The 24,094-nt window shown below is 69.5% G+C and carries 23 protein-coding genes and 1 tRNA gene; 8 read left to right on the forward strand and 16 right to left on the reverse strand.

Annotation, left to right across the window (positions count from 1 at the left end; genetic code table 11):
- Nucleotides 1-56: 56 nt before the first annotated feature.
- The 3 genes from ACT3T9_RS10890 to ACT3T9_RS10900 form a co-directional block, all read right to left on the reverse strand.
- The gene (locus ACT3T9_RS10890) at nucleotides 57-2,438 is read right to left on the reverse strand and encodes a heavy metal translocating P-type ATPase (RefSeq protein ID WP_444606605.1); all 2,382 of its coding nucleotides are present in this window, start codon (nucleotides 2,436-2,438) and stop codon (nucleotides 57-59) included.
- Between the two features lie 104 nt (nucleotides 2,439-2,542).
- A complete protein-coding gene (locus ACT3T9_RS10895) occupies nucleotides 2,543-2,680 on the reverse strand; it encodes a hypothetical protein (RefSeq protein ID WP_444606606.1) in 138 nt (45 codons plus the stop codon).
- Entirely contained in the window at nucleotides 2,680-2,895 is a 216-nt protein-coding gene (locus ACT3T9_RS10900; RefSeq protein ID WP_444606607.1) for a heavy-metal-associated domain-containing protein, read from the reverse strand. The genes ACT3T9_RS10895 and ACT3T9_RS10900 overlap by 1 nt, the downstream gene beginning before the upstream one ends.
- A gap of 138 nt (nucleotides 2,896-3,033) precedes the next feature.
- On the opposite strand from ACT3T9_RS10900, the gene ACT3T9_RS10905 reads away from it, so the two are divergent.
- A complete protein-coding gene (locus ACT3T9_RS10905; RefSeq protein WP_444606608.1) occupies nucleotides 3,034-3,876 on the forward strand; it encodes a maleylpyruvate isomerase family mycothiol-dependent enzyme in 843 nt (280 codons plus the stop codon).
- 113 nt (nucleotides 3,877-3,989) lie between these two features.
- On the opposite strand, the gene ACT3T9_RS10910 is transcribed toward ACT3T9_RS10905, so the two are convergent.
- The 6 genes from ACT3T9_RS10910 to ACT3T9_RS10935 form a co-directional block, all read right to left on the reverse strand.
- Nucleotides 3,990-5,174, reverse strand: coding sequence for a cytochrome P450 (locus ACT3T9_RS10910; protein ID WP_444606609.1), 1,185 nt, complete (start codon nucleotides 5,172-5,174; stop codon nucleotides 3,990-3,992).
- A gap of 4 nt (nucleotides 5,175-5,178) precedes the next feature.
- Nucleotides 5,179-5,814 carry a Pr6Pr family membrane protein gene (locus tag ACT3T9_RS10915; protein WP_444606610.1) on the reverse strand — a complete coding sequence of 212 codons (636 nt, stop codon included), beginning with the start codon at nucleotides 5,812-5,814 and terminating at the stop codon, nucleotides 5,179-5,181.
- Nucleotides 5,811-6,602, reverse strand: coding sequence for an NAD-dependent epimerase/dehydratase family protein (locus ACT3T9_RS10920; RefSeq protein ID WP_442331746.1), 792 nt, complete (start codon nucleotides 6,600-6,602; stop codon nucleotides 5,811-5,813). The genes ACT3T9_RS10915 and ACT3T9_RS10920 overlap by 4 nt, the downstream gene beginning before the upstream one ends.
- Before the next feature lie 56 nt (nucleotides 6,603-6,658).
- Nucleotides 6,659-7,420, reverse strand: coding sequence for a GTP pyrophosphokinase (locus ACT3T9_RS10925; RefSeq protein WP_441445998.1), 762 nt, complete (start codon nucleotides 7,418-7,420; stop codon nucleotides 6,659-6,661).
- Nucleotides 7,421-7,547: 127 nt separating this feature from the next.
- Nucleotides 7,548-8,372 (reverse strand): methylenetetrahydrofolate reductase, encoded by an 825-nt coding sequence (locus ACT3T9_RS10930; protein ID WP_441445997.1) that lies wholly within the window; start codon nucleotides 8,370-8,372, stop codon nucleotides 7,548-7,550.
- Between the two features lies 1 nt (nucleotide 8,373).
- On the reverse strand, nucleotides 8,374-9,621 hold the full coding sequence (locus tag ACT3T9_RS10935; RefSeq protein WP_444606611.1) for a glycine cleavage T C-terminal barrel domain-containing protein: 1,248 nt from the start codon (nucleotides 9,619-9,621) through the stop codon (nucleotides 8,374-8,376).
- Between the two features lie 95 nt (nucleotides 9,622-9,716).
- On the opposite strand from ACT3T9_RS10935, the gene ACT3T9_RS10940 reads away from it, so the two are divergent.
- Entirely contained in the window at nucleotides 9,717-10,547 is an 831-nt protein-coding gene (locus ACT3T9_RS10940) for an IclR family transcriptional regulator (protein WP_442331745.1), read from the forward strand.
- Between the two features lie 26 nt (nucleotides 10,548-10,573).
- Here ACT3T9_RS10940 and ACT3T9_RS10945 read toward each other — a convergent pair whose 3' ends face one another.
- From ACT3T9_RS10945 to ACT3T9_RS10955, 3 genes are all read right to left on the reverse strand, one after another.
- On the reverse strand, nucleotides 10,574-13,096 hold the full coding sequence (locus tag ACT3T9_RS10945; protein ID WP_444606612.1) for a GcvT family protein: 2,523 nt from the start codon (nucleotides 13,094-13,096) through the stop codon (nucleotides 10,574-10,576).
- A gap of 168 nt (nucleotides 13,097-13,264) precedes the next feature.
- Nucleotides 13,265-14,473 (reverse strand): alpha/beta hydrolase, encoded by a 1,209-nt coding sequence (locus ACT3T9_RS10950; protein ID WP_444606613.1) that lies wholly within the window; start codon nucleotides 14,471-14,473, stop codon nucleotides 13,265-13,267.
- A 213-nt stretch (nucleotides 14,474-14,686) separates the two neighbouring features.
- Nucleotides 14,687-14,762, reverse strand: a tRNA-His gene (locus ACT3T9_RS10955).
- Between the two features lie 201 nt (nucleotides 14,763-14,963).
- Between ACT3T9_RS10955 and ACT3T9_RS10960 the strand changes: the two genes are divergently transcribed.
- Nucleotides 14,964-16,736 carry a hypothetical protein gene (locus tag ACT3T9_RS10960; RefSeq protein WP_444606614.1) on the forward strand — a complete coding sequence of 591 codons (1,773 nt, stop codon included), beginning with the start codon at nucleotides 14,964-14,966 and terminating at the stop codon, nucleotides 16,734-16,736.
- Nucleotides 16,737-16,758: 22 nt separating this feature from the next.
- On the opposite strand, the gene ACT3T9_RS10965 is transcribed toward ACT3T9_RS10960, so the two are convergent.
- A complete protein-coding gene (locus ACT3T9_RS10965) occupies nucleotides 16,759-17,742 on the reverse strand; it encodes a diaminopimelate dehydrogenase (protein ID WP_441445991.1) in 984 nt (327 codons plus the stop codon).
- A 234-nt stretch (nucleotides 17,743-17,976) separates the two neighbouring features.
- Here ACT3T9_RS10965 and ACT3T9_RS10970 point away from each other — a divergent pair, with 234 nt between their 5' ends.
- The gene (locus ACT3T9_RS10970) at nucleotides 17,977-18,324 is read left to right on the forward strand and encodes a thiamine-binding protein (protein ID WP_441445990.1); all 348 of its coding nucleotides are present in this window, start codon (nucleotides 17,977-17,979) and stop codon (nucleotides 18,322-18,324) included.
- 46 nt (nucleotides 18,325-18,370) lie between these two features.
- On the opposite strand, the gene ACT3T9_RS10975 is transcribed toward ACT3T9_RS10970, so the two are convergent.
- Nucleotides 18,371-19,666 carry an MFS transporter gene (locus tag ACT3T9_RS10975; protein ID WP_441445989.1) on the reverse strand — a complete coding sequence of 432 codons (1,296 nt, stop codon included), beginning with the start codon at nucleotides 19,664-19,666 and terminating at the stop codon, nucleotides 18,371-18,373.
- A 92-nt stretch (nucleotides 19,667-19,758) separates the two neighbouring features.
- The gene (orn, locus tag ACT3T9_RS10980; protein ID WP_441445988.1) at nucleotides 19,759-21,666 is read right to left on the reverse strand and encodes an oligoribonuclease; all 1,908 of its coding nucleotides are present in this window, start codon (nucleotides 21,664-21,666) and stop codon (nucleotides 19,759-19,761) included.
- Between the two features lie 148 nt (nucleotides 21,667-21,814).
- On the opposite strand from orn, the gene ACT3T9_RS10985 reads away from it, so the two are divergent.
- On the forward strand, nucleotides 21,815-22,342 hold the full coding sequence (locus ACT3T9_RS10985) for an acyl-CoA thioesterase (RefSeq protein ID WP_442331742.1): 528 nt from the start codon (nucleotides 21,815-21,817) through the stop codon (nucleotides 22,340-22,342).
- Nucleotides 22,343-22,365: 23 nt separating this feature from the next.
- Here the strand turns inward: ACT3T9_RS10985 and ACT3T9_RS10990 are convergent, their stop codons facing one another.
- Nucleotides 22,366-22,659, reverse strand: coding sequence for a hypothetical protein (locus ACT3T9_RS10990; protein WP_442331741.1), 294 nt, complete (start codon nucleotides 22,657-22,659; stop codon nucleotides 22,366-22,368).
- 228 nt (nucleotides 22,660-22,887) lie between these two features.
- Between ACT3T9_RS10990 and ACT3T9_RS10995 the strand changes: the two genes are divergently transcribed.
- From ACT3T9_RS10995 to ACT3T9_RS11005, 3 genes are all read left to right on the forward strand, one after another.
- A complete protein-coding gene (locus ACT3T9_RS10995; RefSeq protein WP_444606615.1) occupies nucleotides 22,888-23,229 on the forward strand; it encodes a hypothetical protein in 342 nt (113 codons plus the stop codon).
- A gap of 276 nt (nucleotides 23,230-23,505) precedes the next feature.
- On the forward strand, nucleotides 23,506-23,754 hold the full coding sequence (locus tag ACT3T9_RS11000) for a helix-turn-helix transcriptional regulator (protein WP_444606616.1): 249 nt from the start codon (nucleotides 23,506-23,508) through the stop codon (nucleotides 23,752-23,754).
- Nucleotides 23,751-24,029 (forward strand): hypothetical protein, encoded by a 279-nt coding sequence (locus ACT3T9_RS11005; protein ID WP_444606617.1) that lies wholly within the window; start codon nucleotides 23,751-23,753, stop codon nucleotides 24,027-24,029. Before ACT3T9_RS11000 ends, ACT3T9_RS11005 begins: the two co-directional genes overlap by 4 nt.
- Nucleotides 24,030-24,094 lie beyond the last annotated feature (65 nt).

Below are 24,094 nucleotides of genomic sequence, written 5' to 3' on the forward strand. Positions count from 1 at the left end.
AGAGAGCGGGGCGGGTCTGCTATACGGGCAGGCAACGGATCTTCGGCGGCGGACATTCAGGCTCCCGCGGCGGGTGGCTCTGCCGGCGCGGTGGAGGTGACCGGGGTGGTGGAGGTGACCGGGGTGGAGGCAGCCGGGACTGAGCCAGCCAGGGCGGGGGCACCCGCCGGGGCGGTGAGCGCACGGCTGCGGAACGAACGCAGCCGCAGGCTGTTGCCCACCACGAACACGCTCGAGAACGCCATCGCGGCGCCGGCCAGCATCGGGTTCAGCAGCCCCAGCGCGGCCAGCGGGATCGCCGCGATGTTGTAGGCGAAGGCCCAGAACAGGTTGCCCTTGATGGTGCCGAGAGTACGGCGTGACAACCGGATCGCGTCGGTCACGCTGCGCAGATCGCCGCGCACCAGGGTGATGTCCGATGCCTCGATGGCGACATCGGTGCCGGTGCCCATGGCCAGGCCCAGATCTGCCTGAGCGAGGGCGGCGGCGTCATTCACACCGTCACCGACCATCGCCACCACCTTGCCGTCGGCCTGCAGGCGGCGGACGACATCGATCTTGTCTTGCGGGAGGACCTCGGCGATGACCTGGTCGATGCCGACCTCCGAGGCGATCTGCTCGGCGGCGGCACGGTTGTCACCGGTCAGCAGGATCGGGGTGAGCCCCAGACCCTTCAGCTGCGCGATCGCCTCGGTGCTGGTGGGCTTGACGGTGTCGGAGACGACCAGCACGCCGCGGGCCCGGCCGTCCCAGAAGACGACGACCGCCGTCTGCCCGCGGGACTCCGCAGCGGCCTTCGCCTCGGCCAGCAGCGGGGGCAGCTCCTGCCCCGGGACCAGCGTCGTGCGGCCGACGAGGACTGAGCGCCCCTCGACCGTGCCGCGCACGCCCCGACCTTCGAGGTTCTCGAACTCGTCGACGCCGGGCAGGGCACCGATCTCCTCGGTGACGCCCTTCGCGATCGCCTGAGCGATCGGATGCTCGGAGGCATCCTCGACCGCGCCCGCGAGGCGCAGCAGCTCGCTGCGCTCCACACCCTCGGCCGTGACCACGTCGGCCAGCGTCATCTTTCCGGTGGTGACGGTGCCGGTCTTGTCGAGCACCACGGTGTCGATCTTCCGGGTGGACTCGAGCACCTCGGGTCCCTTGATGAGGATGCCCAGCTGAGCACCGCGGCCGGTGCCGACCAGCAGCGCCGTGGGAGTCGCGAGCCCCAGCGCGCACGGGCAGGCGATGATCAGCACCGCGACCGCCGCTGTGAATGCCGCCTCGAGCGGGAACCCGGCACCGATCCAGGCGCCGAGCACCACCACTGCGAAGGCGATCACGATCGGTACGAAGATCCCTGAGACCCGATCAGCGAGGCGCTGGATCTCGGCCTTGCCCGACTGGGCGTCCTCGACCATCTTCGCCATCTGGGCGAGCTGGGTGTCGCCGCCCACGCGGGTCGCCCGCACCAGGAGGCGGCCGCCCGCGTTGACGGTCGCGCCGGTGACTGCGTCGCCCACCCCGACCTCGACCGGGACGGACTCGCCGGTCAGCATCGAGGCGTCCACCGCCGAGGTGCCGGAGGCGACCACGCCGTCGGTCGCGATCTTCTCGCCGGGCCTCACCACGAAGGTGTCGCCGACGGCGAGGTCAGCCACCGCGAGACGGGTCTCGACCCCGTCGCGCATCACGGCGACGTCCTTCGCGCCCATGTCCAGCAGGGCGCGCAGCGCGGCTCCGGCCTGTCGCTTCGAGCGCTTCTCGAAGTAGCGGCCCAGCAGGATGAACATGGTCACCCCGGCCGCGACCTCGAGATAGATGTTCGCCGCCCCGTCGGACGGTCCGATGGTCAGCGAGAACTCATGCGTCATGCCGGGCACGCCGGCCGTGCCCAGGAACAGGGCGTACAGCGACCACAGGAAGGCGGCGATGGTGCCCACCGAGATCAGGGTGTCCATCGTGGCCGCGCCATGGCGCAGGTTGACGGCCGCCGCCCGGTGGAAGGGCCAGGCGGCCCAGACGATCACGGGAGCGGTGAGCGTGAGGACCGCCCACTGCCAGTAGGTGAACTGCAGCGCCGGGATCATCGAGATCAGGATCACCGGGACCGACAGCAGCACCGAGCCGATCAGGCGCTGGCGGAGCGAGGTGAGCTCCGGGTCCTCGCGCTCCTGTGCTCCTGAGGCCTCTGGATCCGCCGCCGGCGGGGCGGGGAGGGTGGCGGTGTAGCCGGTCTGTTCGACCACCGTGACCAGATCCTGCGGGTCGTAGCCGCTGGGTACGGAGACCCGCGCCTTCTCCGTCGCATAGTTGACCGCGGCGGTGACCCCCTCGAGCTTGTTCAGCTTCCGCTCGATCCGATTCGCGCACGAGGCGCAGGTCATCCCGCCGATCTCGAGCTCGATATCAGCGCTGATCACCTGCGGCAGCGGGGACGGGGGAGTGGACATGGCGGGAACTTCTCTCTCGCGACGGGCTCGCGGACGGACGGAGCTGGGGGTGGAGGAGCTGAACGTGAAGGGGGCCGGGTATAGGAGGGAGGGGTGCGAGCCGGTCAGTGGCCGGAGCCGCCGGAACTCGACCAGCTGGTCACCCACTCCGAGGGGACCAGGGCCCCGGCCAGCAGGTACGACGCGAAGAACAGCGCCACCAGCAGCAGGCCGTACAGAGCGACGGTGGTGCCGGCCTTCATCAGACCCGCACCGCCGAATAGCCGGCCTCGGTGACTGCTGCGAGCACCGCAGCCTCGTCCACCGGCTGCTCCGAGGAGACGATCAGCTGACCGGTCTCGTGGCTGACCTCGACGCCCTGGACCCCAGCCAGCTCGCTGACCTCTTCGCGCACGGACATCTCGCAGTGCCCGCAGGTCATACCGGTCACCTGGAACTGGGTGGTGGTCGCGCTCATGGGGTTCTCCTCGCTGTCGGGATACCCCAGTGGGGTATCGGGTCCTTCTAGTTATACCCCCATGGGGTATGTGGATCAAGGGAGGTCGGTCCCGGAGCAGGGGTGTCGCCCGTCACTCCCAGGTGATTCGATGGGGCCATGAGCATCAACGCCCTCGCCATCATCCAGCAGGAAGCGGACCGACTGGCCGCTGTTCTTGGCGCCACTGATCCTGCACAGCAGGTCCCCACCTGCCCCGACTGGACCGCAGCCGATCTCCTGTGGCATCTCACCGAGGTCCACGAGTTCTGGGCAGAGATCCTCGCCTCGCGCGCCACCACTGAGGAGGAGGTGACAGCGATCGACGAGGCGAAGGCACCGCGTCCCATGGAGCAGGAGGAACTGCTGGCGCGCCGGGAGGCGGCGACCGACGCGCTGCTGGCCCAGCTCGCTGCGCGCAAGGACGAGGAGTCCGCCTGGTTCTGGTTCTCGCAGGAGCAGACCGTCGGCATCACCCGCCGGATGCAGACCCACGAGGCGACCATCCACCGCGTGGATGCGGAGCTCACCGCCGGGCAACCGATCACCCCGATCAGCCCTGAGATGGCTGCGGCGGGACTGGACCACGTCCTGCGCGTGATGTGGCCAGCCGGCTATGAATGGATCCCCGACTGGGCGAGCACGAAGCCGGTCGCCGTGATCGAGATCCGCCCCGGCGACGGGACGCCGCAGCTGCTGGGCATCAGCCGCTGGTCCGGCACGAGAACACGGGATGGACAGGCGTTCGACGCACCCGTCGGCCGGCTGCTGGAGAAGCCCGCCGACGCCGAGGGCCTCCCGCGCGCCACGGTCTCCGGCAGCGCGATCAGCCTGAACCTCTGGGCCTGGGGGCGTGCCCAGGTGCTCGACCACCTCGCGAACGCCCCGGGCCCGGTCGAGATCCACGGAGATCCTGAGGCCATGGCGCAGCTCGAGGCGCTGATCGCCGAGGGACACGACTGAGCCCTCCCCAGCCGCACCCCCCAGCAGCAGTCGCCGCAAGAGCAGCAGCCCTCCCCAACAGCAGCCCGCCGCCGCACAGTGGCTCAGCTGCTCCGGGGTCAGCTGTTCCGGGGTCAGCTCCGCGGGGTGAGCACCACCGGGGCATGCGCCCAGCCGCCCACCGGTGCGACCTCCCGTTCTCCCACGGTCTCCGCAGGATGCACATCCGCTACAGCGAGCAGCTCCTGGAGCGCGACCACCAGTTCGAGCGTGGCGAGGGGGCGCCCGGGGCAGATGTGCTTGCCGATGCCGTAGACCAGGTTCTGCGCGCCATGCGCCTGCTCATCGAAGCGGTTCGGGTCCGCGAAGACCCGCTCGTCGCGGTTCGCGGAGGTCCAGTGGATCAGCACCCGCTCACCCGCCCCGATCTGGTGCCCGGCGAGCGAGACCGGGCAGGTGGTCACGCGGCGATTGGAGACGAAGGGGTCATCGATCCGCAGCAGTTCGTCGACGATCGCCGCCGCCTCGGTGAAGGTCCCGTGGCGCAGGCGCTCGGTGAGCGCGGGAGCGTCCGCAAGCGCGGTCAGCAGCACCCCCGTGCACAGGGCGATCGAGCCGAGGTCGCCTCCGGTCCAGTTGCGCAGGATCGAGACGATCTCCTCCTCGCGCAGCGCGCGCTGCGTCGACCCTAAGATCTCAGGATCCGGCAGCTTCACCTGCACCCGCATCAGCTCCGTGGTCGGATCCTCTGGGGCGTCCGCGCCGAGCGCTCTCCGCGGTGCCACGACGGAGCGGATCAGCGTGTCGAAGCGTTCGGCGACCTCGGTGGTGCGTGAGAGGTCCCGGGACCGGGAGGCCTCGTGGTTGTCGATCATCCACTGCAGCAGCTCGGGCTCCAGCGCGGTGGGCCAACCGAGCCAGGCGGTCTGGGCGCGCACTGCGAACACCGCGCCGAGCGCCGCGACCGCATCGATCTCCGTTCCCGCCGCCCCGACATCCGCCATCAGCTCCTCGACCAGCTCCGCCGCGACAGCGCGGACCGTCGGCTCCAGGGCTGCCATCCGCTCGGAAGCGAAGAACGGATCAGTCACCGCCCGGAAGGCGGCGTGTTCCTCCCCATCCATCCCGTTGGGCACCTGCAGGAAGCGGGAGACGGCGGAGGAGAAGCTCTCGTGATCGGTCGCGACCGCGATGGCCTCCGGATGCCCGAGCACCACCCAGGTGCCGTCGGGGGTGCGCGCCAGCGGAGACTCGGCGCGCTGCTCGTCGGTCGCGGTGAGGGGCTCGAGTCCCGTCGGGTCGAAGGTGGGAGCGGTCATCTCCTCACCGTACTGCGGGCTCGGCCTCCAGGGCCGGGACTCCGACGGGCCGCAGCCGTCCCTCGAGCAGATGCACCGCGGTGGCAATCGCGAAGAACGCCACCAGCACCACTGCTGTGGTGGCCAGCACCTGGCTCCACGAGCTCGCCGTGGGATCCAGGAACTCGTAGGGGTACCAGCCCGTCAGTCCGCCGCGCACCCAGGTGCCCGCCAGGAACACCACCGGGAACAGCTGCCACCACAGGATGCGGCGAGCGGACGGTGCGCGGCGGCGTGCCGTCAGCAGCCAGTCCACCAGCGCTGCGACCGGGGCCAGACGGTGCAGCACGGTCCCCGTCCATCCGATATCCCACCGCAGCAGCTCGTCCAGCGGCGCGACCAGCAGGGCATAGATGATCCCGGTCATCACCAGGTAGAACGCGACCGCCCCGCGCACCTCGTCGAACCACGGAGGCCGGCGCGCGCCCAGCGTCACCCCGGCGAGGATCAGCGCCACGAAGAACAGGTTCGACTGGTTGGTGAAGTAGGAGACGTTCTGTGCGAGCAGACCGTCCTGGGCCGCGCCCACTGCATTGGTGAGCAGGGCGGCGAGGATCAGCAGCGCGACCAGCAGCCGCGCCGCCCGGGCGGCTGCGGTCATGAGCCGCGGGGCCAGTTGTCCCGCACCTCGGCGCCGCCCTCGACGACGTGCTCCACGGCTCCGGGGAGGCTCGTCCAGGAGTCCTGCGGCCGATAGCCGAGCTCGAGCTGGGTATTGGTGAGCGCCCAGCGCCGGTTGGGGTTGTCGGAGATCGCGTAGTAGAGGCCGAAGGCCACCTCGGCCTCGATCGCGCAGCGGACCACCTGCGTGCAGTCCGCCGGGCTGAGCCACATCGCGCGCAGGATGTCCTCCTTCGCGGCGAGCGGGTCCTCGGAGAACCAGCCGATGCGAAGGTTGATCACATCCAGCCCGTGCTCATCGTGGTAGAACCGTCCGAGCGATTCGCCGAAGATCTTCGAGACGCCGTAGAGCGAGTCACCGCGGGGCAGCTGGTGCGGGTAGACGGGCCATTCCTCGTGGCGGTCGTACATGCCCATCGCATGGTTGGAGGAGGCGAGCACCACGCGGCGCACGCCCGCCTCACGCGCGGCCTCCAGCACGTTGCGGACCCCGATGAGGTTCGCCTCGAGCACGGCCTCCCAGCTGGACTCCGGCGAGGCGGCGCCGGCCATGTGCACGACGGTGTCGATCCCCTCCATCAGGGATAGCACTTCGTCGTACTCGCTGAGCTCGGCGAGCTTGAGCGTGATCCCTTCCGGGGCCTTGTCCTGGCTGCGGCCGTGGAGGACGAGGTCGTAGTGATCAGCCAAGGTGGTGGCCAGATGGGAGCCGACGCCCCCGGTCGCTCCGGTGATCAGCACACGTCTGGTTCGCGTCGAATCCGTCATGCCCGCCATTATGGGCCGCGCTGTGCCTGGAGTCACGGCGTCGGCGGGACGACCGGTCATGAGGGGAAGCCGTCGGTGGTGGGGACGCCCGCGGGCCGTGGTCGGATCTCGGCGCGGAGGCTCTCCATGCGCTGATCGAGGTCGGTGGCGACTCTGGCCGCGTCATCGAGCTCGGCCTGCAGACGGGCGGGGAGGTTCTTGCGGTACTTGTAGGACAGCTTGTGCTCGGTGCTGGCCCAGAAGTCCATCGCAATGGTGCGCAGCTGCAGCTCGACCGGCACCAGTTCGGTGTGCTCGGAGAGGTAGACGGGCACCTGCACGATCAGGTGCAGCGAGCGGTACCCATTGGGCTTCGGGGCGGCGATGTAATCCTTCACCGCGAGCACCTCGAGATCCTGATGGCGGCTGAGCATGTCCGCGATCCAGTAGACGTCCGAGACGAAGCTGCAGGTGATCCTGATCCCGGCGATGTCCATCACCCGTGCGCGGATGGCGGGGATCGACATCTCGCCTCCGGTGCGCACGGCTTTCTCGATCAGGCTCTCGGTGGACTTGAGCCGCGAGCGGACGTGCTCGATGGGGCTGTACTCGTGGATCTGCTCGAACTCCTGGCGCAGGATGTTCACCTTCGTCTGCACCTCGTCGATCCCGAACTGGTAATGCATCCGCAGAGTGGTGAGCTCTGCGTGCACCTGGCGCAGCCTCGCTGCGATCTGTTCGGAATCCGCGTCGGAGCGCAGCAAGAGCTCCTGCTGGGCGGCGACCAGCGCACCCACCTCAGCAGAGACCTCGGTGTCACTCGGAGCTGTGTCGTCCATGGTGCAGGGTTCCTTCCGGGACGGATCGGTACCCCGACGATGCCAGACCTGCCTGGGCAGGTGGTGGAACCGCGACGAACGGGAGCGGACATGTCGAGGAGCACCAGATCAGTCGAGGAGCACCTGATCAGCGGCGTGCAGTGACCCTTCGGGCGGCGCGGAGATCATTGAAGGTGTACACGTGGGGCCCCAGCAGCGCGAGGCCCGGTTCCTCCGCGGTCGCCGTGCTGAGCTCCTCGAGCAGGGGGCCGGGCTCCCACCGACCGGGGGAGAGCAACCGGCGCATCCCGGGGTCCTCCCCGCCGAGCAAGCGCAGGGAACGGCCCACGCCGATCCGGGTGCCGATCCGCAGCAGCCGGGCGGTGCCCACGGCGGCGGCGACTCCGGGGCGCACCGGCAGGGTGATGCCGGCATCCCGGAGCCGTCGGGTCCACTCCAGCAGCGGCGCGGCCGCGAAGCACATCTGGGTGACCGCATAGGAGGCGTACACCGCCTTCCTTCCCAGCAATTGCGTCGCCTCGGCGTCCGCGAGATGGGGGTGGCCCTCGGGGTGGGCGCCGACGCCCACCGTCATCGCTGATCCGGCGGAGGAGATGGCCTCGAGCAGCTCCAGGGCGCCGGGGAAGTCGCCTGCCTGCGGTGACGCGTCGCCGGCGATGACGAACACCTCGGCCACCCCCGCGTCGGCGAGGCGCTCCAGCAGCTCCGCCACCTCGTCGCGGCAGCGGAGCATGCGGGCGGCGAGGTGGGGGATCGCACGGAATCCCTGCTGGGCCAGCTCGCATGCCGTTCCGATCGTCGCCGGCAGTCCCTGGCCCGGGGATGCGGTGACCGTCACCCGCGAGCCGGGCGGCAGCTGCGCGGCGACCTCATGGGCGATGCCGCGCAGCGGGATCACCTCGTACTGCGGTTCCGGGCCCAGCGCCTCGGCGACAGGCGGGGGAGGGGCCATCTCAGGTCCCGGTGCCGCTGCTCGCGGGGTCCGTTCCAAGGGAGGTGACGTCGCTCTTGGGCTGCTCCTTCGAGGGATCGATGAACGGCTTGGGCACGACTTCCGCCTTCACGAGCTCCTTTCCGGAGGGCTCCTGCGCGCCGGGGCGCTCCCCGGTGTCGACCAGGAACCGGGTCCCGATGTCGGACAGTGCGGCCGGGACCAGGGCGAGGCCGATGTTCTTCTCGAGCCTCGGCGAGTAGCAGGCAGAGGTGACCCGGCCGACCACCTCGCCCTCGTGGTGCACGGGGAAGGCGTCGATCATGGAGCCGTCGTTGTAGCTCCCGAGGGGTTCTCCGCCGAGCTCCAGGCCCACCAGCTTCCGGGCCGGGCCCTCCTGCTTGATCCGGCGCAGGGCATCCTTGCCGATGAAGTCGGCCTCCTGCTCGAGGTCGACCATCCAGTCGTAGCCCATGCCGACCTCGAAGGGATTGGTGTCCACCGTGATGTCGGCGCCGTGGGCGAGCATGCCGCCCTCGATGCGGCGGATGTGGCAGGGGCCTATGACTCGCAGGTCGTGGGGTTTCCCGGCCTCGAGCACCAGCTCCCACAGGCGCTCGGCGTCCCGCGAGGCGTGGTGGACGTAGATCTCATAGCCGATCTCCCCGGTGTATCCGGTGCGCGAGACGGTCACCTCGATCCCGTCGATGGTGTAATCGTGCAGGTAGTAGTAGCGGATGTCCGCCACGGAGTCGCCCAGCAGATCACGCATCAGGGCGAAGGACTTCGGGCCCTGCACCTGCACGGGGCCCACATCGATCTCCTCGATGCGCACGTCCATCCCGGCGTGGGTGGCGACGCCGCGGGCCCACAGCAGGATGTCGGAATCGGCCAGGGACAGCCAGAAGCGGTTCTCCTCGAGGCGCAGCAGGATCGGGTCGTTGAGGATCCCTCCGTGCTGGTCGGTGAGGAACACGTACTTGCACTGGCCGACCGCACATTTCGAAAGATCACGGGTGACGAGCAGGTTCGTGAAGTCGAAGGCGTCCGGGCCGGAGATCTCGATCTGCCGCTCGACGCCGACGTCCCAGAGGGTGACGCCCTCCAGCAGCGCCCAGTACTCGGCGACGGGGTCGCCGTAGTGCCGGGGGTGGTAGGTGCGGTTGTACACGCTGTACATCTCGACCCCGTGACGCCGCGAGGCGTAGAAGAACGGGGACTTGCGGATGCGCGGGTACAGCAGCACTTGGGGATTCGGGTTCACGGTCATCGTGGCCTCCAGGAATCGTGTCCGTCCCTTACTGTGGCATCAAGGTGCGCTCTGCGCAATGGCATGCGCACTGCGCATAGTGGTGAGGGGGAGTCATGAGGATGACGGCCGGACGCAGCTCGGGCATCGGAGCAGAGCAGCCGCAGCATGCGGTCACCCGGGCGGGCGGCGTGCAGTCTGTGGACCGTGCGGCGCAGGTGATGGAGATCCTCGCCCGGGACGGGCGCTCCGGGGTGGGCCGGATCGCGAAGGAGCTGGGGGTCCACCAGTCCACGGTCTCCCGCCTGGTCGCCGCTCTCCAGGCCCATGACCTCGTCGAGCGGCGGGTCGAGGGAGGGCCGGTGCAGCTCGGGGTCGGCATCCTCCGGCTCGCCGCCGCCACCCGTTCCCGGCAGGATCTCACCGCTGTGGGCGGCACGGTCTGCGACGCGCTCGCCGAGCAGCTCGGGGAGACGGTGAACCTCGCTGTCTACCGCTCCGGCGCGGCGGTGAACCTGTACCAGGCCCAGGGTGCCCGCACCGTCGCCCTGCACAACTGGGTGGGGGATGCGACCGTCCTGCACGCGACCTCGAGCGGGAAGGTGCTGCTGGCGCATCTCCCGCTCGCGCAGAGCGAGGCGGTTCTCGCCGGCGATCTCGAGCGGTTCACCGCCCAGACGATCGTCGAGGCCGATGTTCTGCGCGCACAGCTGCAGGAGGCGGCCGTACGCGGCTGGGCGGTCGCCGAGGAGGAGTTCGAGGAGGGCCTGAACGCGGTGGCCGCGGCGATCTATGGGCCGGAGGGGAGCGTCATCGCGGCCCTGTCCGCAGCAGGGCCGGCCTACCGTCTCGGTCGAGGCAGGCTCCCCGAGGTCGCAGAGCAGGTGCAGCAGGCGGCCGCGGAGATCTCCCGACGCCTGGGGCACCGTCCCGAGATGACCGGCTGAGCCGGGGCGCCCGGCAGCGGCCCGGCTCAGCCCTTCATCCGGGCATCCTCCGGGTCGAACGCCGGGGTGCGGCCGACGGTGAGCACCTTAGCCGGCAGCCGCGCCCCGAGGTGCTCGACCTGCAGCGCGGTGCCCTCCACCGCCTGTGCGAGGGGAAGGTAGGCCAGCAGCAGGTAGCGACCCAGAGACGGGGCGGGCCCCGCGGAGGTCACGAAGGAACGCCGGCCGCGAGCATCGACGAGGACCTCGCCGTCCGTGGAGAGCACCGGCTCACCGCCTGTCGGACACCGTGCGATCTCCGGGTTCGACGGGGGATCTGTGAGCGCGAGCGTGCACAGCATCGCCGCCGGGCCCTGCTCGCGGGAGGCGAGGTAGGCGGGCTTGCCCACGAAGTCCGCGCGCTTGACCTTGGGCAGGGCGAGATCCGCCTCGATGGGGTTGTACTCGCCGGTGAGCTCGGCGCCCATCAGCCGGTAGCCCTTCTCGAGCCGGCCCGTGGTGCCGTACACGCCGATCCCGGCCGCGATCACGCCGTGCCCCTGCCCGGCCTCCCACAGCCGGTCCCACAGGCGTGGCGCGAGCTCGGCCGCGACGTGCAGCTCCCAGCCCAGCTCACCTACGTAGCTGATCCGCAGCATCGACACCGGCACTCCGCCGATCACCGCGTTGCGGGCGGTGCCGAAGGTGAAGGCGGCATCGGAGAGATCCTCCGCGGTGAGCGGCTGGACGAGATCGCGGGCTCGTGGGCCCCATACCCCGATCGTGGTCACCGCTGAGGACGAGTCCGTCAGCTGCACCGAACCGTCGGCCGGCAGGTGGGTTCGCAGCCACGCGAGGTCCCGGCCGCCCTCGGCGCCGCCGGTGATCACGCGGAACTCGGTCTCGCCGCGGCGGACGATCGTGAGGTCGCTGCGGAAGGTGCCGGCCGGGGTGAGCAGCGGGGTGTACACGACCCGGCCGACGGGCACGTCGATGCGCGCCACCGCGAGCTGCTCGAGGAACTCCAGCGCGCCGGGGCCGGAGACGTCGAGGATCGCGAAGGCGGCAAGGTCCACCAGTGCTACGCGCTCGCGCATCGCGAGGTGCTCGGCCTCGATGAGCGGCGACCACCAACGGGCATCCCACTCGTGGGTGCGGCGGTCCACGCCGTCCGCGAATTTCTCGAGCAGAGGCCGGTTCGAGGAGTACCACTGGGGCCGCTCCCAGCCTGCCGCCTCGTAGAACTCCGCCCCGAGCGCTTCGGTGCGGGCGTGCAGGGGACTGGTCCGCAGCGGCCGGTGCGAGAGCCACTGCTCGCGCGGATGGCTGATCCCGTACACCTTGGGGAAGCCCTCGGCCGCACGCGCCCGCACGTGCTCCCGGGTGCGCTGGGAGGGATGGAAGCGCGCGATGTCGGAGCCGTGCGCGTCGATCTCGCTGCTGCCCTCGGTGAGCAGCTCGGCGACCATGCGCCCCACCCCGGCGGCCTCCTTGATCCACACCGCGGCAGCGGACCACAGCCCGGCCACCTCGGGCGTCTCACCCACCAGGGCGCCCCCGTCGGGGGTGAGGGAGAGCAGCCCGTTGATCGCCGCCTTCCGCGGCGGCTCCGGATCCGTGAGCAGGCTCGGGAAGAGCTCGCGGGCATGGGCCAGCTGCGCGGTGAAGTCCTCCTCGGTGAAGGGGAAGCTGGTGGGGCTCGCCTGCCCGGGGTGGTCCCCGACCGGCGGGATCTCGCTCGGATCGTGCAGCAGCGGGCGGTGCGCGTAGGAGCCGATCTCGAGGTCCGCGCCGCGCTGGCGCTCGTACATCAGGTTGTCCATGTCGCGCAGCAGCGGGAAGCTCACCCACTCGTCGGTCTCGGCGAGCGCGGGGATCGGGCCCACGTCGAGCATCTGGTGCACCGCCGGGGTGAGCGGGATCGCGGCCCCGGCGAGCGCCGCGACCTGTGGGCTCCAGACACCGCAGGCGATGAGCACGAGCTCGGTCTCGATCTCGCCTCGGTCGGTGAGCACGCGGCGCACCCGCCCGGAGGTGACGTCGATGCCGGTCACCTCGGTCTCGGCGACGGTGGTGAGAGCGCCGGCGGCCTCGGCCCGTTCGCGGAAGAGCTCCCCGGCGCGCAACGGATCGACGATCGCGCCGGTGGGGGTGTAGAAGCCGCCGATCAGCAGGCTCGAGTCGCAGTGCGGCACGAGCTCCTGGATCTCGGCAGGGGAGAGCAGTTGGGCCTCGACGCCCCAGGCCCGGGCCGAGGTCATGCGCCGGGTGAGCTCCTGCATGCGCTCGGCGCTGCGGGCGGCCTCGATGCCGCCGCAGCGGGTCAGCACCCCGAGCTCGCCGTACTGGCGCAGCGAGTCCACGGTGAGATCGGTGATCTCCTTGGAGTGGTCGACGGGGAACACGAAGTTCGACGCGTGACCTGTGGATCCGCCCGGATCGGGCAGGGGGCCCTTGTCGATCTGGACGATGCGGCGCCAGCCATGGTCCGCGAGATGGGCGACGGCGGCGTTGCCCACCACCCCGGCTCCGATGACGACGATGTCTGCACGATCTGGCAGCTGTGCCATGGCGACCTCCCGACCTGCCTGTGGCCCCCTTACGGTAGCCCTGCGGTGGCGGTTTGCCCAGGGGCGGGCAGCTCCCCTCTACGCGGTGGCGGACCAGCACTGTGGCCGAACAGCACGGTGGTGTGACTGCCCGGGGGCGGAACTGCTCGGAGCGGAGCTCGGGGATGGTCAGTCGGGGGCGGGCCGGGCCACCTGCTCGGTGAGGAAGTGCTCGATGCCGTCCACCACGGCCCGGCACCGTGGGGAGGCGAACACGTCGAAGCCGTGCTGCGCCCCGGGGAGCTCGGCATAGGCGACAGCGCACGGTGATCTGGAGCGCAGATGGGAGACCAGGTCGCGGGCCTGCTGAACCGGGACCCGGTTGTCCTGGTCCCCGTGGAAAGCCACGATCGGCGGGGCGGCGCCGACCGGCAGGTCCAGGGGATGGGAGGTGGGCTGTTCGTGCGCATCTCGGCCGTAGTACCCGCCGAAGTACCCGTAGAGCAGCACGGCCGCGGCGAGGCGGGTGTCGGTCGTCTCGAAGCCGGGCTGCAGTGCGGGGTCGTTCGCCGTCAGGGCGCAGTGGATCGACAGATGAGCTCCCGCGGAGCTGCCGGACATGACGATCCGGCGGGGATCCATCCCGTGCTGAGCGGCGTTCTCGTGGACCCAGGCGATCACGCGCTTCGCATCGATGAGGTGCTCAGGCCAGGTGGCCCGCGGGCGCAGGCCGTAGTTCGCGCTCAGCACCACCCAGCCACGCTGGGCCATCCGGTGCCTCAGATGGGCGGACTCGAAGTGCTTACCGCCGCTGCGGTATCCGCCGCCGTGGAAGTAGATGAGCACCGGCGCGGGGCTGCGGTTCCCGGGCCCGCTGCCCTCGGAGCGTCTGCCCTCGGAGCCGCTGCTCTCGAAGCGGCCGTCGCCGGGGCGGTGCTGCGCGGCCTGGTCACGCGGGCGGTAGAGATCCAGGAGGTGCTCGGTCCCGCCGCGACCGTAGCGGAGGTTCGCGAGCCGCTCGACGCCGCGCGGGCGGAGTGGGAGGGGCAGCAGCCACGCCCACCGCACGGCGTGCGAGTCGAGGGGCAGGCCCACCTCCCGCGCGATGATGCCGCGGGCCCGGCCCACCCGTCGTTGCAGCACGAGCAGACCTGCCGCGACGAATGTGCCCAGCACCAGGGCGAGCAGGCCGGAGACATCGGCCCTCGGACTCCGCGAGCTGAGCGTGCTCACAGTGCTCAGCCCCAGCAGGAGCAGCACGAGCAGGGGCAGCTCGTTCGCGGCGACGCTGAGGAAGTAGACGACGCGGGCGAGCAGCATCGGGCGATGCGGTGGGCGGAGCATCGCCGCGGTGACGAGAGCCCAGACCAGGAGCGTGGCGACATATCCGTACGGCATTGCGGGCTCACCCCGGATCCGGCACGGAGCGGGGGAGGTCGTTCTCACGCAGGATCCGGAGCAGGGATCCGCTGCAGACGATGACCGCCGTCATGCTCCGACCCTATCGACCGCCCCCAGTGGAAGCCAGAGAATTCTCCCGGTCCCGCAGGCGCAATGTCGGCCCCAGGCGTGAGCAGAAATAAAGAAACGCCCTGTCACCAGGGCGTTTCTTGGGGTGATCGACGGGATTTGAACCCGCGACCGCCTGGACCACAACCAGGAGCTCTACCAACTGAGCTACGACCACCATGTGCGATGTAGAACCCGCAACGAGTGACAACCATACCGTCTTCCCGAGGGCTTCGCGCCCCAGAAGGGCTGGCAGGAGTGTGACTCGCATTGCATCGAGACAGGCATCAGGTGAAGATACGGCCATGACCCTCCCCTGCACGCCCTCTCGTCCCGGTGTGCCTACGCTTCCGGGCGCCGTGTGGGCCGGGACTGGCGCATGAGCTCCACTCCATCCAGGGGTGGGTCCTCCCAGGTTCCCGCAGGATTCAGCGAGGGCTTCTCTTCCGCTGATTTTGGGCCGCGGTCCGCGAGGCTCTACCTGGGGTTGTCCGACGAAGAGGTGCGGGACTGGCAGGGCTACTTCCTCGCAGGCAACGCCTATCGAGCGCCGATCGATCGCGCAGCTGTCGCTCGCCTGCGGTACACCAGCGCGGCGGTGCTCGCGGGCTTCCTGCTGGCTTTCGTAGGGGTCGGCGTGGGGCTGTTCTATCTCCTCCTCGAGCAGGACCTGCCGTGGATGGTGCTCCTGATGATGGTGTTCCTGATGGTCCTCACCTCGTTGGGCGCCGTACGGATCGCGTTGTCCCGGCGACGAGCACTCATAGGCCTGCGATCCCCCGAACATTCGGTGGTCATCACGTCCCAGGGGATCACGATCCTCGGGATGCCCCAGATCCCCTGGGCCGAGGTGACCATGGGGCTGGGATGGGACGAGCGAAACACCCCTCAGACAGCGAAGCTGGGCGTAGTCACCCTCGCGCGCCTCAGCGGCATCCAGCGGGCGGAGCTGTTGATCGGAGTGCGGGATGCGCGCGCCCTCCGCGATGCCGCACCGCGGTGGACGAGGCCCCTCTTCGAGCTGGTCAAGAATGACGGCGGGGTGCGCATCCCACTCGAGGCCCTGGTGGCATCCGACGAGGTCCGGCGCACCCTCGCGGCGGCTCTCTTCGCCGCCCATCACTCCGGCGTCGAGATCATCCTCACCGAGGACAAGTGGGACCTCTTCGATGAGTCCATGCGGCTCTATGGACTGCCGGACTCGGAGGCGCCTGAGGAGCAGGGGCAGGAGCTAGCCGCTCACGGAGTCTCGTCGACATCGATATCGACATCGACATCGACGATCGTGCCGCAAGTGGTGGTCCGGGAAGTCTCGCCGACACTGCCGGAAGCGGCTCGTGAGCTGGCTCGGGAGCCCGCAGCGGCGGTACAGCAGCCCGCCTCGGAGCGCGCCCCGGATCCCGCCCCGGAGCCGGAGGGTGTCCAGCTCGGTCCGTTCGCGGAGGTCCTCACAGAGCTGCGAGAGGCCCACGGCGTACCCCACGTGCTCGGCAATGGTCCCTGGGTGCGATGGATGGGTGGACCGGAGTGGATCACCCTTCGACGCGACTATGACGGTGCGGGGTGGCTCTGCATGCAGGACGCTCACGAGGCCGCCGATGCAGAGGAGCGCGCGTTCCAGAACCCGGCCCGCGATGAACTCCCCGACCGCTGGGTCGCTTACTCACCGCAGAACCTCTCGAGCGGGGCATTCCGGCCGCGCCATCACCTCGCGGAGGACGCCGGGCAGCTCGAGCAGTGGCTGGGCGAGATGCTCGAAGAAGTCCACACCACGCTCCTGGCCGCGCCGAGCGAACTCGTCGAGTCCTTCGCCCTGACGATCTGGCATGACGATCCCGCGCTGCGACTCTTCCCGCGGTTCGAGCGGTGGGAGCTGCGCCAGCTCATCAACTGGACAGTCAGCGTCGCCGAGGGCGACGAGCGGATCCGGGTGAGAGGGAGGGGCCCCGGTGCAGAGGCAGGGGAGGGATTCCCAGTCGATGCCGAGGGCTGCGCCGCCGCGCGCGAGGCGTTCCTGCATGAGCTGCGGTCATGGGAGGTGCCCTCCCTCGCCCAGCTGCACTACAGCGCGAGCTTCGGGCAAGGAGGGGGGAGCTCGTGGACTGCGTGGCTCCACGGCGTCGGGATCGAGCAGAGCACTCCGTGGAGCTGAGCGGGGCGAGCGCCCCGCACGCTCACAGCAGCTCAGCGCGCAGCTGCTCGGGAGTCTTCGGGGACAGGAGACCCGGTGCCACATCGAAGGGGGTCTTCGCCCCATGCTCCCCGGCGGTGGCCATCCGGCCTGCGGCGCGGGCATAGGCGACCAGCACACTCGCGGTGAACTCCGGGTTCGAGTCCTCCTGCAGGCGGTACTCGATGGTCTGTGTGGTGCCGGGGGAGGACTCCGCGGAACGGATCACGAAGCCGCCATGGGGCATGCTGCGGTGGTCGCGGGCGAGCTCCTCGGCGCTGAGGAAGGTCACCGCCGTCTCGTAGGGCTCGAAGTAATGCGGCATCGTCACGATCTCATGGCGCACGGCTTCGGCGTCGGCGCCCTCCTCGAGCACCACGAAGCACTCGCGAGTGTGCTTCTCCCGGTTGCTCAGCTCGGGCCGCTCACCGGCGCGCACCCGGGCGATCGCGTCCTCCGACGGGATCGTGTACTGGACGGCGCCAGCGACCCCGTCGATGCGGCGCAGCGCATCGGAGTGGCCCTGGGACAGCCCGCGGCCCCAGAAGGTATAGGTGGAGCCGACGGGGAGGATGGCTTCCCCGTACACCCGGTTGATCGAGAACAGGCCCGGGTCCCACCCGGTGGAGATGATCGCCGTGGTGCCGGCCTCACGCGCGACGGCATCGACGTTCGCGAAGTGCTCGGGGATCCTGGCATGCGTGTCGAAGCTGTCCACGACGGTGAACCGCTCGGCGAGCAGCGGGGTCTGCTCGGGGAGATCGGACTTCGATCCGCCGCAGAGCACGAGTACATCGACCTCGCCCTGCATCGCCTCGAGCGCCTCCATCGACAGCACGGGAGTCTGCTCGTGAACGGTGCTGACGGCGGCCGGCTCGCGGCGTGTGAACACGCCCACCAGCTCCATGTCCTCCTGGAGGGAGACGGCGATCTCGACGCCTCGTCCCAGGTTCCCGTAGCCGACGATGCCGATGCGGAGCGCAGTCATGGTCCTCGTTCTTCTTGATGGAGAGCACGGCCCCGACCAGGGACGCCGTGACCGATCCTATCGAAGGACCTCGCCGGGGCCACGCGCGCTCGCCGAGGTCACCGTCGCTTCGCACCCCGCAACCCGCGACCCGCGCCCCGTGCCCCGCACCCCTGACCGTGCCGGTGCTGGTGCCTGTGCGCCCCGTGCGCCCTTCGCATTGCACCGTCCGTGACACAGGGGGAGACTGGCGGCATGATCGTTGCCTTCTCCGTCCAGCCCACCGGTGAGCCCTCAGACTCGTCTCTCACCCGCCATCTCGGGGAGGGCGCCGATGGCGCGAGCGTGCACGACGCAGTTGCCGCTGCGGTCCGCATCGTGCGGGCCTCGGGCCTACCCACCCGCACCAGCTCGATGTTCACCGAGATCGAGGGCGACTGGGAAGAGGTGATGGACGTGGTCCGCCGCGCCACGGCGGAAGCCGGGCGCTATGGCTCCCGGGTCTCCCTCGTGCTGAAGGCCGACATCCGCCCCGGCCATGAGGGCGAGCTCGAGGGAAAGATCACCCGCATGGAGCAGTCTCTGGGCGAGCTCGACAGCTGACTCCCGCCTGCGTCGAGCAGGTTGCGCGCGGGCGTGTGTGAGGACCTCATGCCGTCGGCGCCATCGCGTCATACTCGCGGAATCGTGGGACGCGGCGCAGCAGCAGCGTGATCAGCACGATCACCACGATCCCGCCCAGCAGCGGCGGGAGCCACAGCGCGGTCACAGAGGCGAGGGCGCCCGCGTAGAGCGCACCGAGCCGGGGCCCGCCCGCGACCACCACGATGAAGATGCCCTGGAGCCGGCCGCGCATCGCATCGGGCACCGCGGACTGCATCATCGTGTTGCGATAGATCGAGGAGATGTTGTCCGCCCCGCCGGAGACGGCGAGCGCCAGGCAGGCCGCCACGATCAGCGCCAGGTGCGGGTTCTGCTCATCGGCACCCGGGAAGAGCACCGCCACCAGCAGCACCGCGCCGAAGAGCAAGATCGCCGCCCCGTACACCTGGATCGCACGCGCGATCCCACGCCCGTGCCAGCGATACCGCGCCGCCCGCCCGGAGAACAGGCTCGAGAGGAAGGTGCCCGCGGCGACGGCGGCCGTCAGCGCGCCGGTGGTGATCGCCCCGCCGCCCAGCAGCACTGTGCCCAGCGCCGGGAACAGCGTCAGCGGATTCCCGAAAGTCATCGCGATGATGTCCATGAGGTACTGGGTGCGGATGTTCGCCGAGCGGCGCAGGTATCGCCAGCCGTCCACGAGGGAAGCGAGGCCAGGTCGCACGATCTCGCCCTCGGGTCGCAGCGGGGGCAGGCTCCACAGGCCCAGGAACATCGCCAGCATGAGCACGACGTCGATGCTGTAGGTGAGCCCGTACCCGGTCAGCGCCACGAGCACGCCCGCGAGCGCCGGGCCCGCCATCACCATCACGCCGATGGTGATGCCGTTGAGAGCCGAGGCGGCGGCCAGCAGCTCCGTGGGCAGCAGTCGCGGCACGATCGCGGTGCGCGTGGCCATGCCCACCGAGTTCGCGGCCGCGTTGAGCACGCTGAGCAGGTATAGCCAGCCGATGCTCTCCAGGCCGGCCCAGGTCAGGGCGGCCAGCAGCGCGGTGGAGAGGAACGTGATGACCGCGGCGGCGAGCGCGACGCGACGGCGGTCGAAGGCGTCAGCGAGCATCCCGCCGTAGAGCCCGGCGATGATCATCGGCACCAGGCCGGCCACCGCGACCATCGAGACCGCGAAGGTGCTGCCGGTCAGAGTGAACACGTGCAGCATCACCGTGACGATCGTGAGCTGCCCACCGAGACCTGCGAGGGTCGAGCCGATCCACAATTTCGTGAAGGCGCCGCTGGCCCGGAACGGCCGCAGGTCGAGGAATGCGGAGTCTGCGGAGCGGGGCACCCGAGGAGCATAAGCCGCGCGGAGCCCCGGCCCTGCCTCATCGCGAGGTCGGGCCGGGGCTCCGGTGGAGATGCGCCGTCGGCGCGGATCTCTCAGCTGCGCAGGTCGTGGTCCAGCTGTCCGTCGCGCAGGGCGGCGGCGAGCGTGGGAGTCACCGGCAGGCGGGGGATGAGAGTGGCCTGGAGGGCGTGGTAGATGTCCGGCTTGCCCGGCCAGGTCTTCCCCTGCGGCTCGTTGTCCGCATCCAGCTCGTGGAACCAGGAGCCGTTCTCGGCGTCGAGCAGGTAGGTCGAGATGTACTCCCACCACTGCTCGTAGCGTTCGGCCCACACTCGGTCCCCGGTGACCTGGTACAGCACCGCGGCGGCGCCGACGGCCTCGGCGGCGACCCAGTGCATGCGCTCGCCGGCAACCGGGGAGCCGTCCCAGTCCACGGTGTACACCCAGCCCGGCGCCCCGTCGGCCCCGAAGGCCGCGGCGGACTTCTCCATCAGGGCGGTCGCGGCCTCGAGCATCCACTCCGGTGCCTCGCCGTCGGCCGCGATCAGCGCGGCGCGTGCGTGCAGCACCAGACGCGACCATTCGATCCAGTGGCCGATCGTCGCGCCGTAGGGGCGGAAGGGATGCGCGGGCTGATCCTGGTTGTAGTCCAGCAGCGGGTTCCAGTCGACGTCGAAGTGCTCGGGCAGCGCCCAGTCGTTCAGCCGCGCGAACTCGTCGATCGCGCGGGTGGCGATGGCGACGGCGCGATCGAGCCAGCGGCGCTCGCCGGTGACGTCGGCCGCGGCCAGCAGCGCCTCGACGGTGTGCATGTTCGCGTTGATCCCGCGGTATTCCTCGCAATCGGCGAAGGTGCGGTCGAAGGTATCCACGCTCATGCCTGCGGTCTCGTCGAAGAACTTCTCATCGAGCACCGAGAGTGCTTCGTCCAGCAGCTCCTTCGCGCCGGGGCGACCGGCGGCGAGCGCCGAGGAGGCCGCGAGCACCACGAAGGCGTGGGCGTAGGCCTGCTTCGAGTCGTCGACCGCCTTGCCGCCAGCCACGGAGGAGTACCAGCCGCCGTGCTCGTCGTCATGGAAGACTCCGCGCAGGGAGGCCAGCCCATGGTCGGCGAAGCGGCCGAAGTCCGGGCGTCCCAGCAGGTGCCCGAGGGCGAAGCTGTGCGTCATCCGGCAGGTGAGCCACAGCTCCGAGGGGCGGGAGAGATCCGGAGCGCCCTGCTCGTCGAGCCAGGCGAAGCCGCCGTCCTCACGCACCGACTCCGAGCCGAACACCAGCAGCTCATCGCTCTCGCCCTCGAGCCAGCTGCGGTGAGAGGCGCGGTCCAGCCAGGGCACGTGCGGAGCAGGAGCCGGGAGGGCAGGGACGGTGTCGCTCCCTTCCCGCAGCTCGAAGGTGCGGGAGATGGCCTGGGCCTGGGCGGTGGTGGGCCCCGGCTCATCCACCAGCAGCACCTCGCGGTAGTACTTCAGCTCCTGGATCGACTCGCGGATGTCGGCGAGCGCTCGATGGCCGCCGTGCTTGGCGGGGATGTTGTAGTAGACGCGGGGGAACCAGCGCTTGGCGAGCTCCTTGAGACTGGAGACGTCGATCGTGCGGTAGGAGAGCCACTGGGCGAACTCGGGCACGTCGCGGTCCAGGAACACGCGGTCGGTGCCGACGCTGTTGCCTGCCAGCGGCGCCTTGCCGGGCTCGGGGCAGTACTGGCGCACATACTCCAGGCACTGCGCCTGCGCCTCCTCGAGCGTCATCCCGCCGTCGAGCTCCTCGAGCAGGCCGGAGACGGTGTGCATGTTCACCACGAAGGGATCCATGCCCGTCAGCGACTCGGCCGGGGGCTTGATGACGACGTCGACACCTTCCCCGAGGATGTTCAGATCGGCGTCGGTCACGAGGACGGCGATCTCGACGAGCGCATCGCGCTGCTTGTCGAGGCCGGTCATCTCGCAATCGACCCAGATGATGCGGTCATTGATGGCACGGGAGGAGCTGGAAGTCACCGCACCACAGTAGCGTGGGCACGCCTCACGAGCTCGATGGGTCGATGGGTCGATGGAGGACCGAACGTCGGACCGTCACGTCAGACAGTTACTGTGTGGTCAGCTGCGCTCATCGACGAGCCGTTTGCGAGCCCTTGGAGGATTCTCTGTGAACCTGTACTTCCGCCTGCTGCTGTTCATGCTCCGCGTGCGCTTCCGCAGCAGCCTCAGCATGTGGGACACCTCCCACGTGAAGTTCAGGGTGAATCCTGCGGATCTCGACGTGCAACGACACATGAACAACGGTCGGTATCTCACGCTGATGGATCTGGGGCGCATGGATCTCATGGTCCGCTCAGGATTCTGGAAGCGCATCTCCGACCAGGGCTGGTATCCGGTGGTGGCCGGGCAGACCATCACCTATCGCAAGTCCCTGATGCTGTGGGAGCAGTTCGATCTCGCCTCCCGGGTGATCGGCCACGATGGCCGCTGGATCTATATGGAGCAGGTCTTCCGTCGCGACGGAAAGGTGATCGCCGACGCGATCGTGCGCGCCCGCTTCCTGCGCAGGACCGGCGGCTCGGTGCCGATGGGCGAGGTGCTCGACCTGGTGAAGCCGCTGCCCGATCACCTCGACGTCCCGACCTGGGTCACACAGTGGAACGAGGGCGCCTCGCAGCACGGCCGCGAACTCTGAGGCCATCGGCTGGCTGCCCGAGGTCAGCGCCGCAGGGAACCGGTGGCTGAGCGACGGGACGTAGGATTCGGGCGCTTCGCCGTACGACGCCTCAGCTCCTCGATCGCGCTGAGCACCAGCAATATCACGACCACGACCAGCAGGATCCACTGCTCGAACACCACCGCGAGAACCCCGGCGAGCAGCAGCGCGACCAGGAACACGATCTCCAGCACCCTCTGCGGCACGCCGAGCAGCCGGGCCCCGAATCGGGTGCGGGCCAGGCGCAGCAGGAGCAGCAGGGCGATCGCCCCGAAGGTGAGGATCTTCAGGATCATCGGAGGCTCCTAGAGCGTTGACACGTGACAGTGCCCCCAGCAGGACTCGAACCTGCAACCTACGGATTCCCGGGGGCGTCTTCCCAGGTGAACACTTGGACTCCCTGCCGTACCTGGTCAACGGCTAGGAGTCACTCGCAAGGCCCGGATCGGCGACACTTGCTAGCGGATAAAGCCAACCAATGAGCCAACCTATGAGCCAACGAAGGAACATTAGGAGGTCCCACGATGAGCACCGCATACCCTACTGTCGAGCCCGTCTTCACCGAGCACCACGCCGCACTGATCGACCATGCCGCGCACGTAGGGGTCGGCCTTGCCGTAGATCCGCTCCAGGTCGATCCTGTGGAGTGGCTGCACTCCGGGCGCGACCTGGACACGGAGCTGCGGGTGCTGGGCTACGCCGTTGTGGCCCTGCTGGAGCATGGGAGGTTCCTGGTCGGCCCCGCACCTAATGATCCGTGGGAACTCTGGGGATCAGACGAGCCGCCCGTCTACGCCGCCGGCGCGGCTGGGGTCGAGTGGCACCCGGCGCTCGCCGGGCTCTGGCCCAGGCTGCTGCAGGGGTAGTTCGGCACGCCGAGAGACACGCCGGTGTGACCTGGCAAGCTTGACAAATTGGCATCTGACTCGTCGCGCCGAGTCACCACTAGGTATACAGTTGACGAAGACCCAAAAGTGAGGTATAGCCGGGTGACCACGAGGTGTACCGCTAGGGCGTATAGTCTGACATCTGCCGTCTACGCATGGTAAGGGCCGGACACCTCGGTGAGGTTCCGGTCTCCAGCTCCCCAATCCGCCAAGACGCGGGAGCCGCTGCAATCAATTCCAAGAGAAGAGAACCACATGAACTTCACTGCCGTCAAGTCCCGGCCCGCCCGGCCCGCCGATCACCTTCCACCCGGCGGCGAGCGACTGCTCACCCGCGACGAGGCTGCGCGGATGCTGGGGCTGCGCCCGCAGACATTGAGCAACTGGGTTGTGGAGAAGAAGGGTCCCCGCTCCGTCCTCGTGGGGTCCCGTGCTCGGAGGTGGCGACTTTCCGACATCCTCGCGTACATCGCAGAGCTGGAGACCGTGGCGGCTGCACGATGAGCGCCTACACCCGCGCTGAGCGGGAGACCGTGGTCGTCTGGACCGAGATGGACGATCAGGTCAGCATCACCTCATCCTCGCCGCACCAGATCGCACGACTCCGAGCCGATGGCCGGTTCACGGAGACGAGGAGCCGCTTCACCGATGGGGAGACGGTCGAGTTCCTGATCGCGGTCGCCGACTTCACCCTGACCAAGGCTGCGAAGCGGCGACTCTCCCAGAAGGAGCTGGACCAGCGCACGCGGAACATGCGAGCGATCCACGGGGCGGCGTAGCCGATCCACGGGCATTAACCCTGCGGAGCCCGCACGCTTTAGAGCCGTGTGGGGTCGGAGTGGCA

Source organism: Brachybacterium sp. AOP29-B2-41, assembly GCF_052378395.1.
GTDB lineage: Bacteria > Actinomycetota > Actinomycetes > Actinomycetales > Dermabacteraceae > Brachybacterium.

What these genes read in the sequence shown, in the direction of transcription:
- ACT3T9_RS10890 (WP_444606605.1), bottom strand. Translation starts at nt 2,438, where the DNA reads ATGTCCACTCCCCCGTCCCCGCTGCCGCAGGTGATCAGCGCTGATATC.
- ACT3T9_RS10895 (WP_444606606.1), bottom strand. Translation starts at nt 2,680, where the DNA reads ATGAAGGCCGGCACCACCGTCGCTCTGTACGGCCTGCTGCTGGTGGCG.
- ACT3T9_RS10900 (WP_444606607.1), bottom strand. Translation starts at nt 2,895, where the DNA reads ATGAGCGCGACCACCACCCAGTTCCAGGTGACCGGTATGACCTGCGGG.
- ACT3T9_RS10905 (WP_444606608.1), top strand. Translation starts at nt 3,034, where the DNA reads ATGAGCATCAACGCCCTCGCCATCATCCAGCAGGAAGCGGACCGACTG.
- ACT3T9_RS10910 (WP_444606609.1), bottom strand. Translation starts at nt 5,174, where the DNA reads ATGACCGCTCCCACCTTCGACCCGACGGGACTCGAGCCCCTCACCGCG.
- ACT3T9_RS10915 (WP_444606610.1), bottom strand. Translation starts at nt 5,814, where the DNA reads ATGACCGCAGCCGCCCGGGCGGCGCGGCTGCTGGTCGCGCTGCTGATC.
- ACT3T9_RS10920 (WP_442331746.1), bottom strand. Translation starts at nt 6,602, where the DNA reads ATGACGGATTCGACGCGAACCAGACGTGTGCTGATCACCGGAGCGACC.
- ACT3T9_RS10925 (WP_441445998.1), bottom strand. Translation starts at nt 7,420, where the DNA reads ATGGACGACACAGCTCCGAGTGACACCGAGGTCTCTGCTGAGGTGGGT.
- ACT3T9_RS10930 (WP_441445997.1), bottom strand. Translation starts at nt 8,372, where the DNA reads ATGGCCCCTCCCCCGCCTGTCGCCGAGGCGCTGGGCCCGGAACCGCAG.
- ACT3T9_RS10935 (WP_444606611.1), bottom strand. Translation starts at nt 9,621, where the DNA reads ATGACCGTGAACCCGAATCCCCAAGTGCTGCTGTACCCGCGCATCCGC.
- ACT3T9_RS10940 (WP_442331745.1), top strand. Translation starts at nt 9,717, where the DNA reads ATGAGGATGACGGCCGGACGCAGCTCGGGCATCGGAGCAGAGCAGCCG.
- ACT3T9_RS10945 (WP_444606612.1), bottom strand. Translation starts at nt 13,096, where the DNA reads ATGGCACAGCTGCCAGATCGTGCAGACATCGTCGTCATCGGAGCCGGG.
- ACT3T9_RS10950 (WP_444606613.1), bottom strand. Translation starts at nt 14,473, where the DNA reads ATGCCGTACGGATATGTCGCCACGCTCCTGGTCTGGGCTCTCGTCACC.
- ACT3T9_RS10960 (WP_444606614.1), top strand. Translation starts at nt 14,964, where the DNA reads ATGAGCTCCACTCCATCCAGGGGTGGGTCCTCCCAGGTTCCCGCAGGA.
- ACT3T9_RS10965 (WP_441445991.1), bottom strand. Translation starts at nt 17,742, where the DNA reads ATGACTGCGCTCCGCATCGGCATCGTCGGCTACGGGAACCTGGGACGA.
- ACT3T9_RS10970 (WP_441445990.1), top strand. Translation starts at nt 17,977, where the DNA reads ATGATCGTTGCCTTCTCCGTCCAGCCCACCGGTGAGCCCTCAGACTCG.
- ACT3T9_RS10990 (WP_442331741.1), bottom strand. Translation starts at nt 22,659, where the DNA reads ATGATCCTGAAGATCCTCACCTTCGGGGCGATCGCCCTGCTGCTCCTG.
- ACT3T9_RS10995 (WP_444606615.1), top strand. Translation starts at nt 22,888, where the DNA reads ATGAGCACCGCATACCCTACTGTCGAGCCCGTCTTCACCGAGCACCAC.
- ACT3T9_RS11000 (WP_444606616.1), top strand. Translation starts at nt 23,506, where the DNA reads ATGAACTTCACTGCCGTCAAGTCCCGGCCCGCCCGGCCCGCCGATCAC.
- ACT3T9_RS11005 (WP_444606617.1), top strand. Translation starts at nt 23,751, where the DNA reads ATGAGCGCCTACACCCGCGCTGAGCGGGAGACCGTGGTCGTCTGGACC.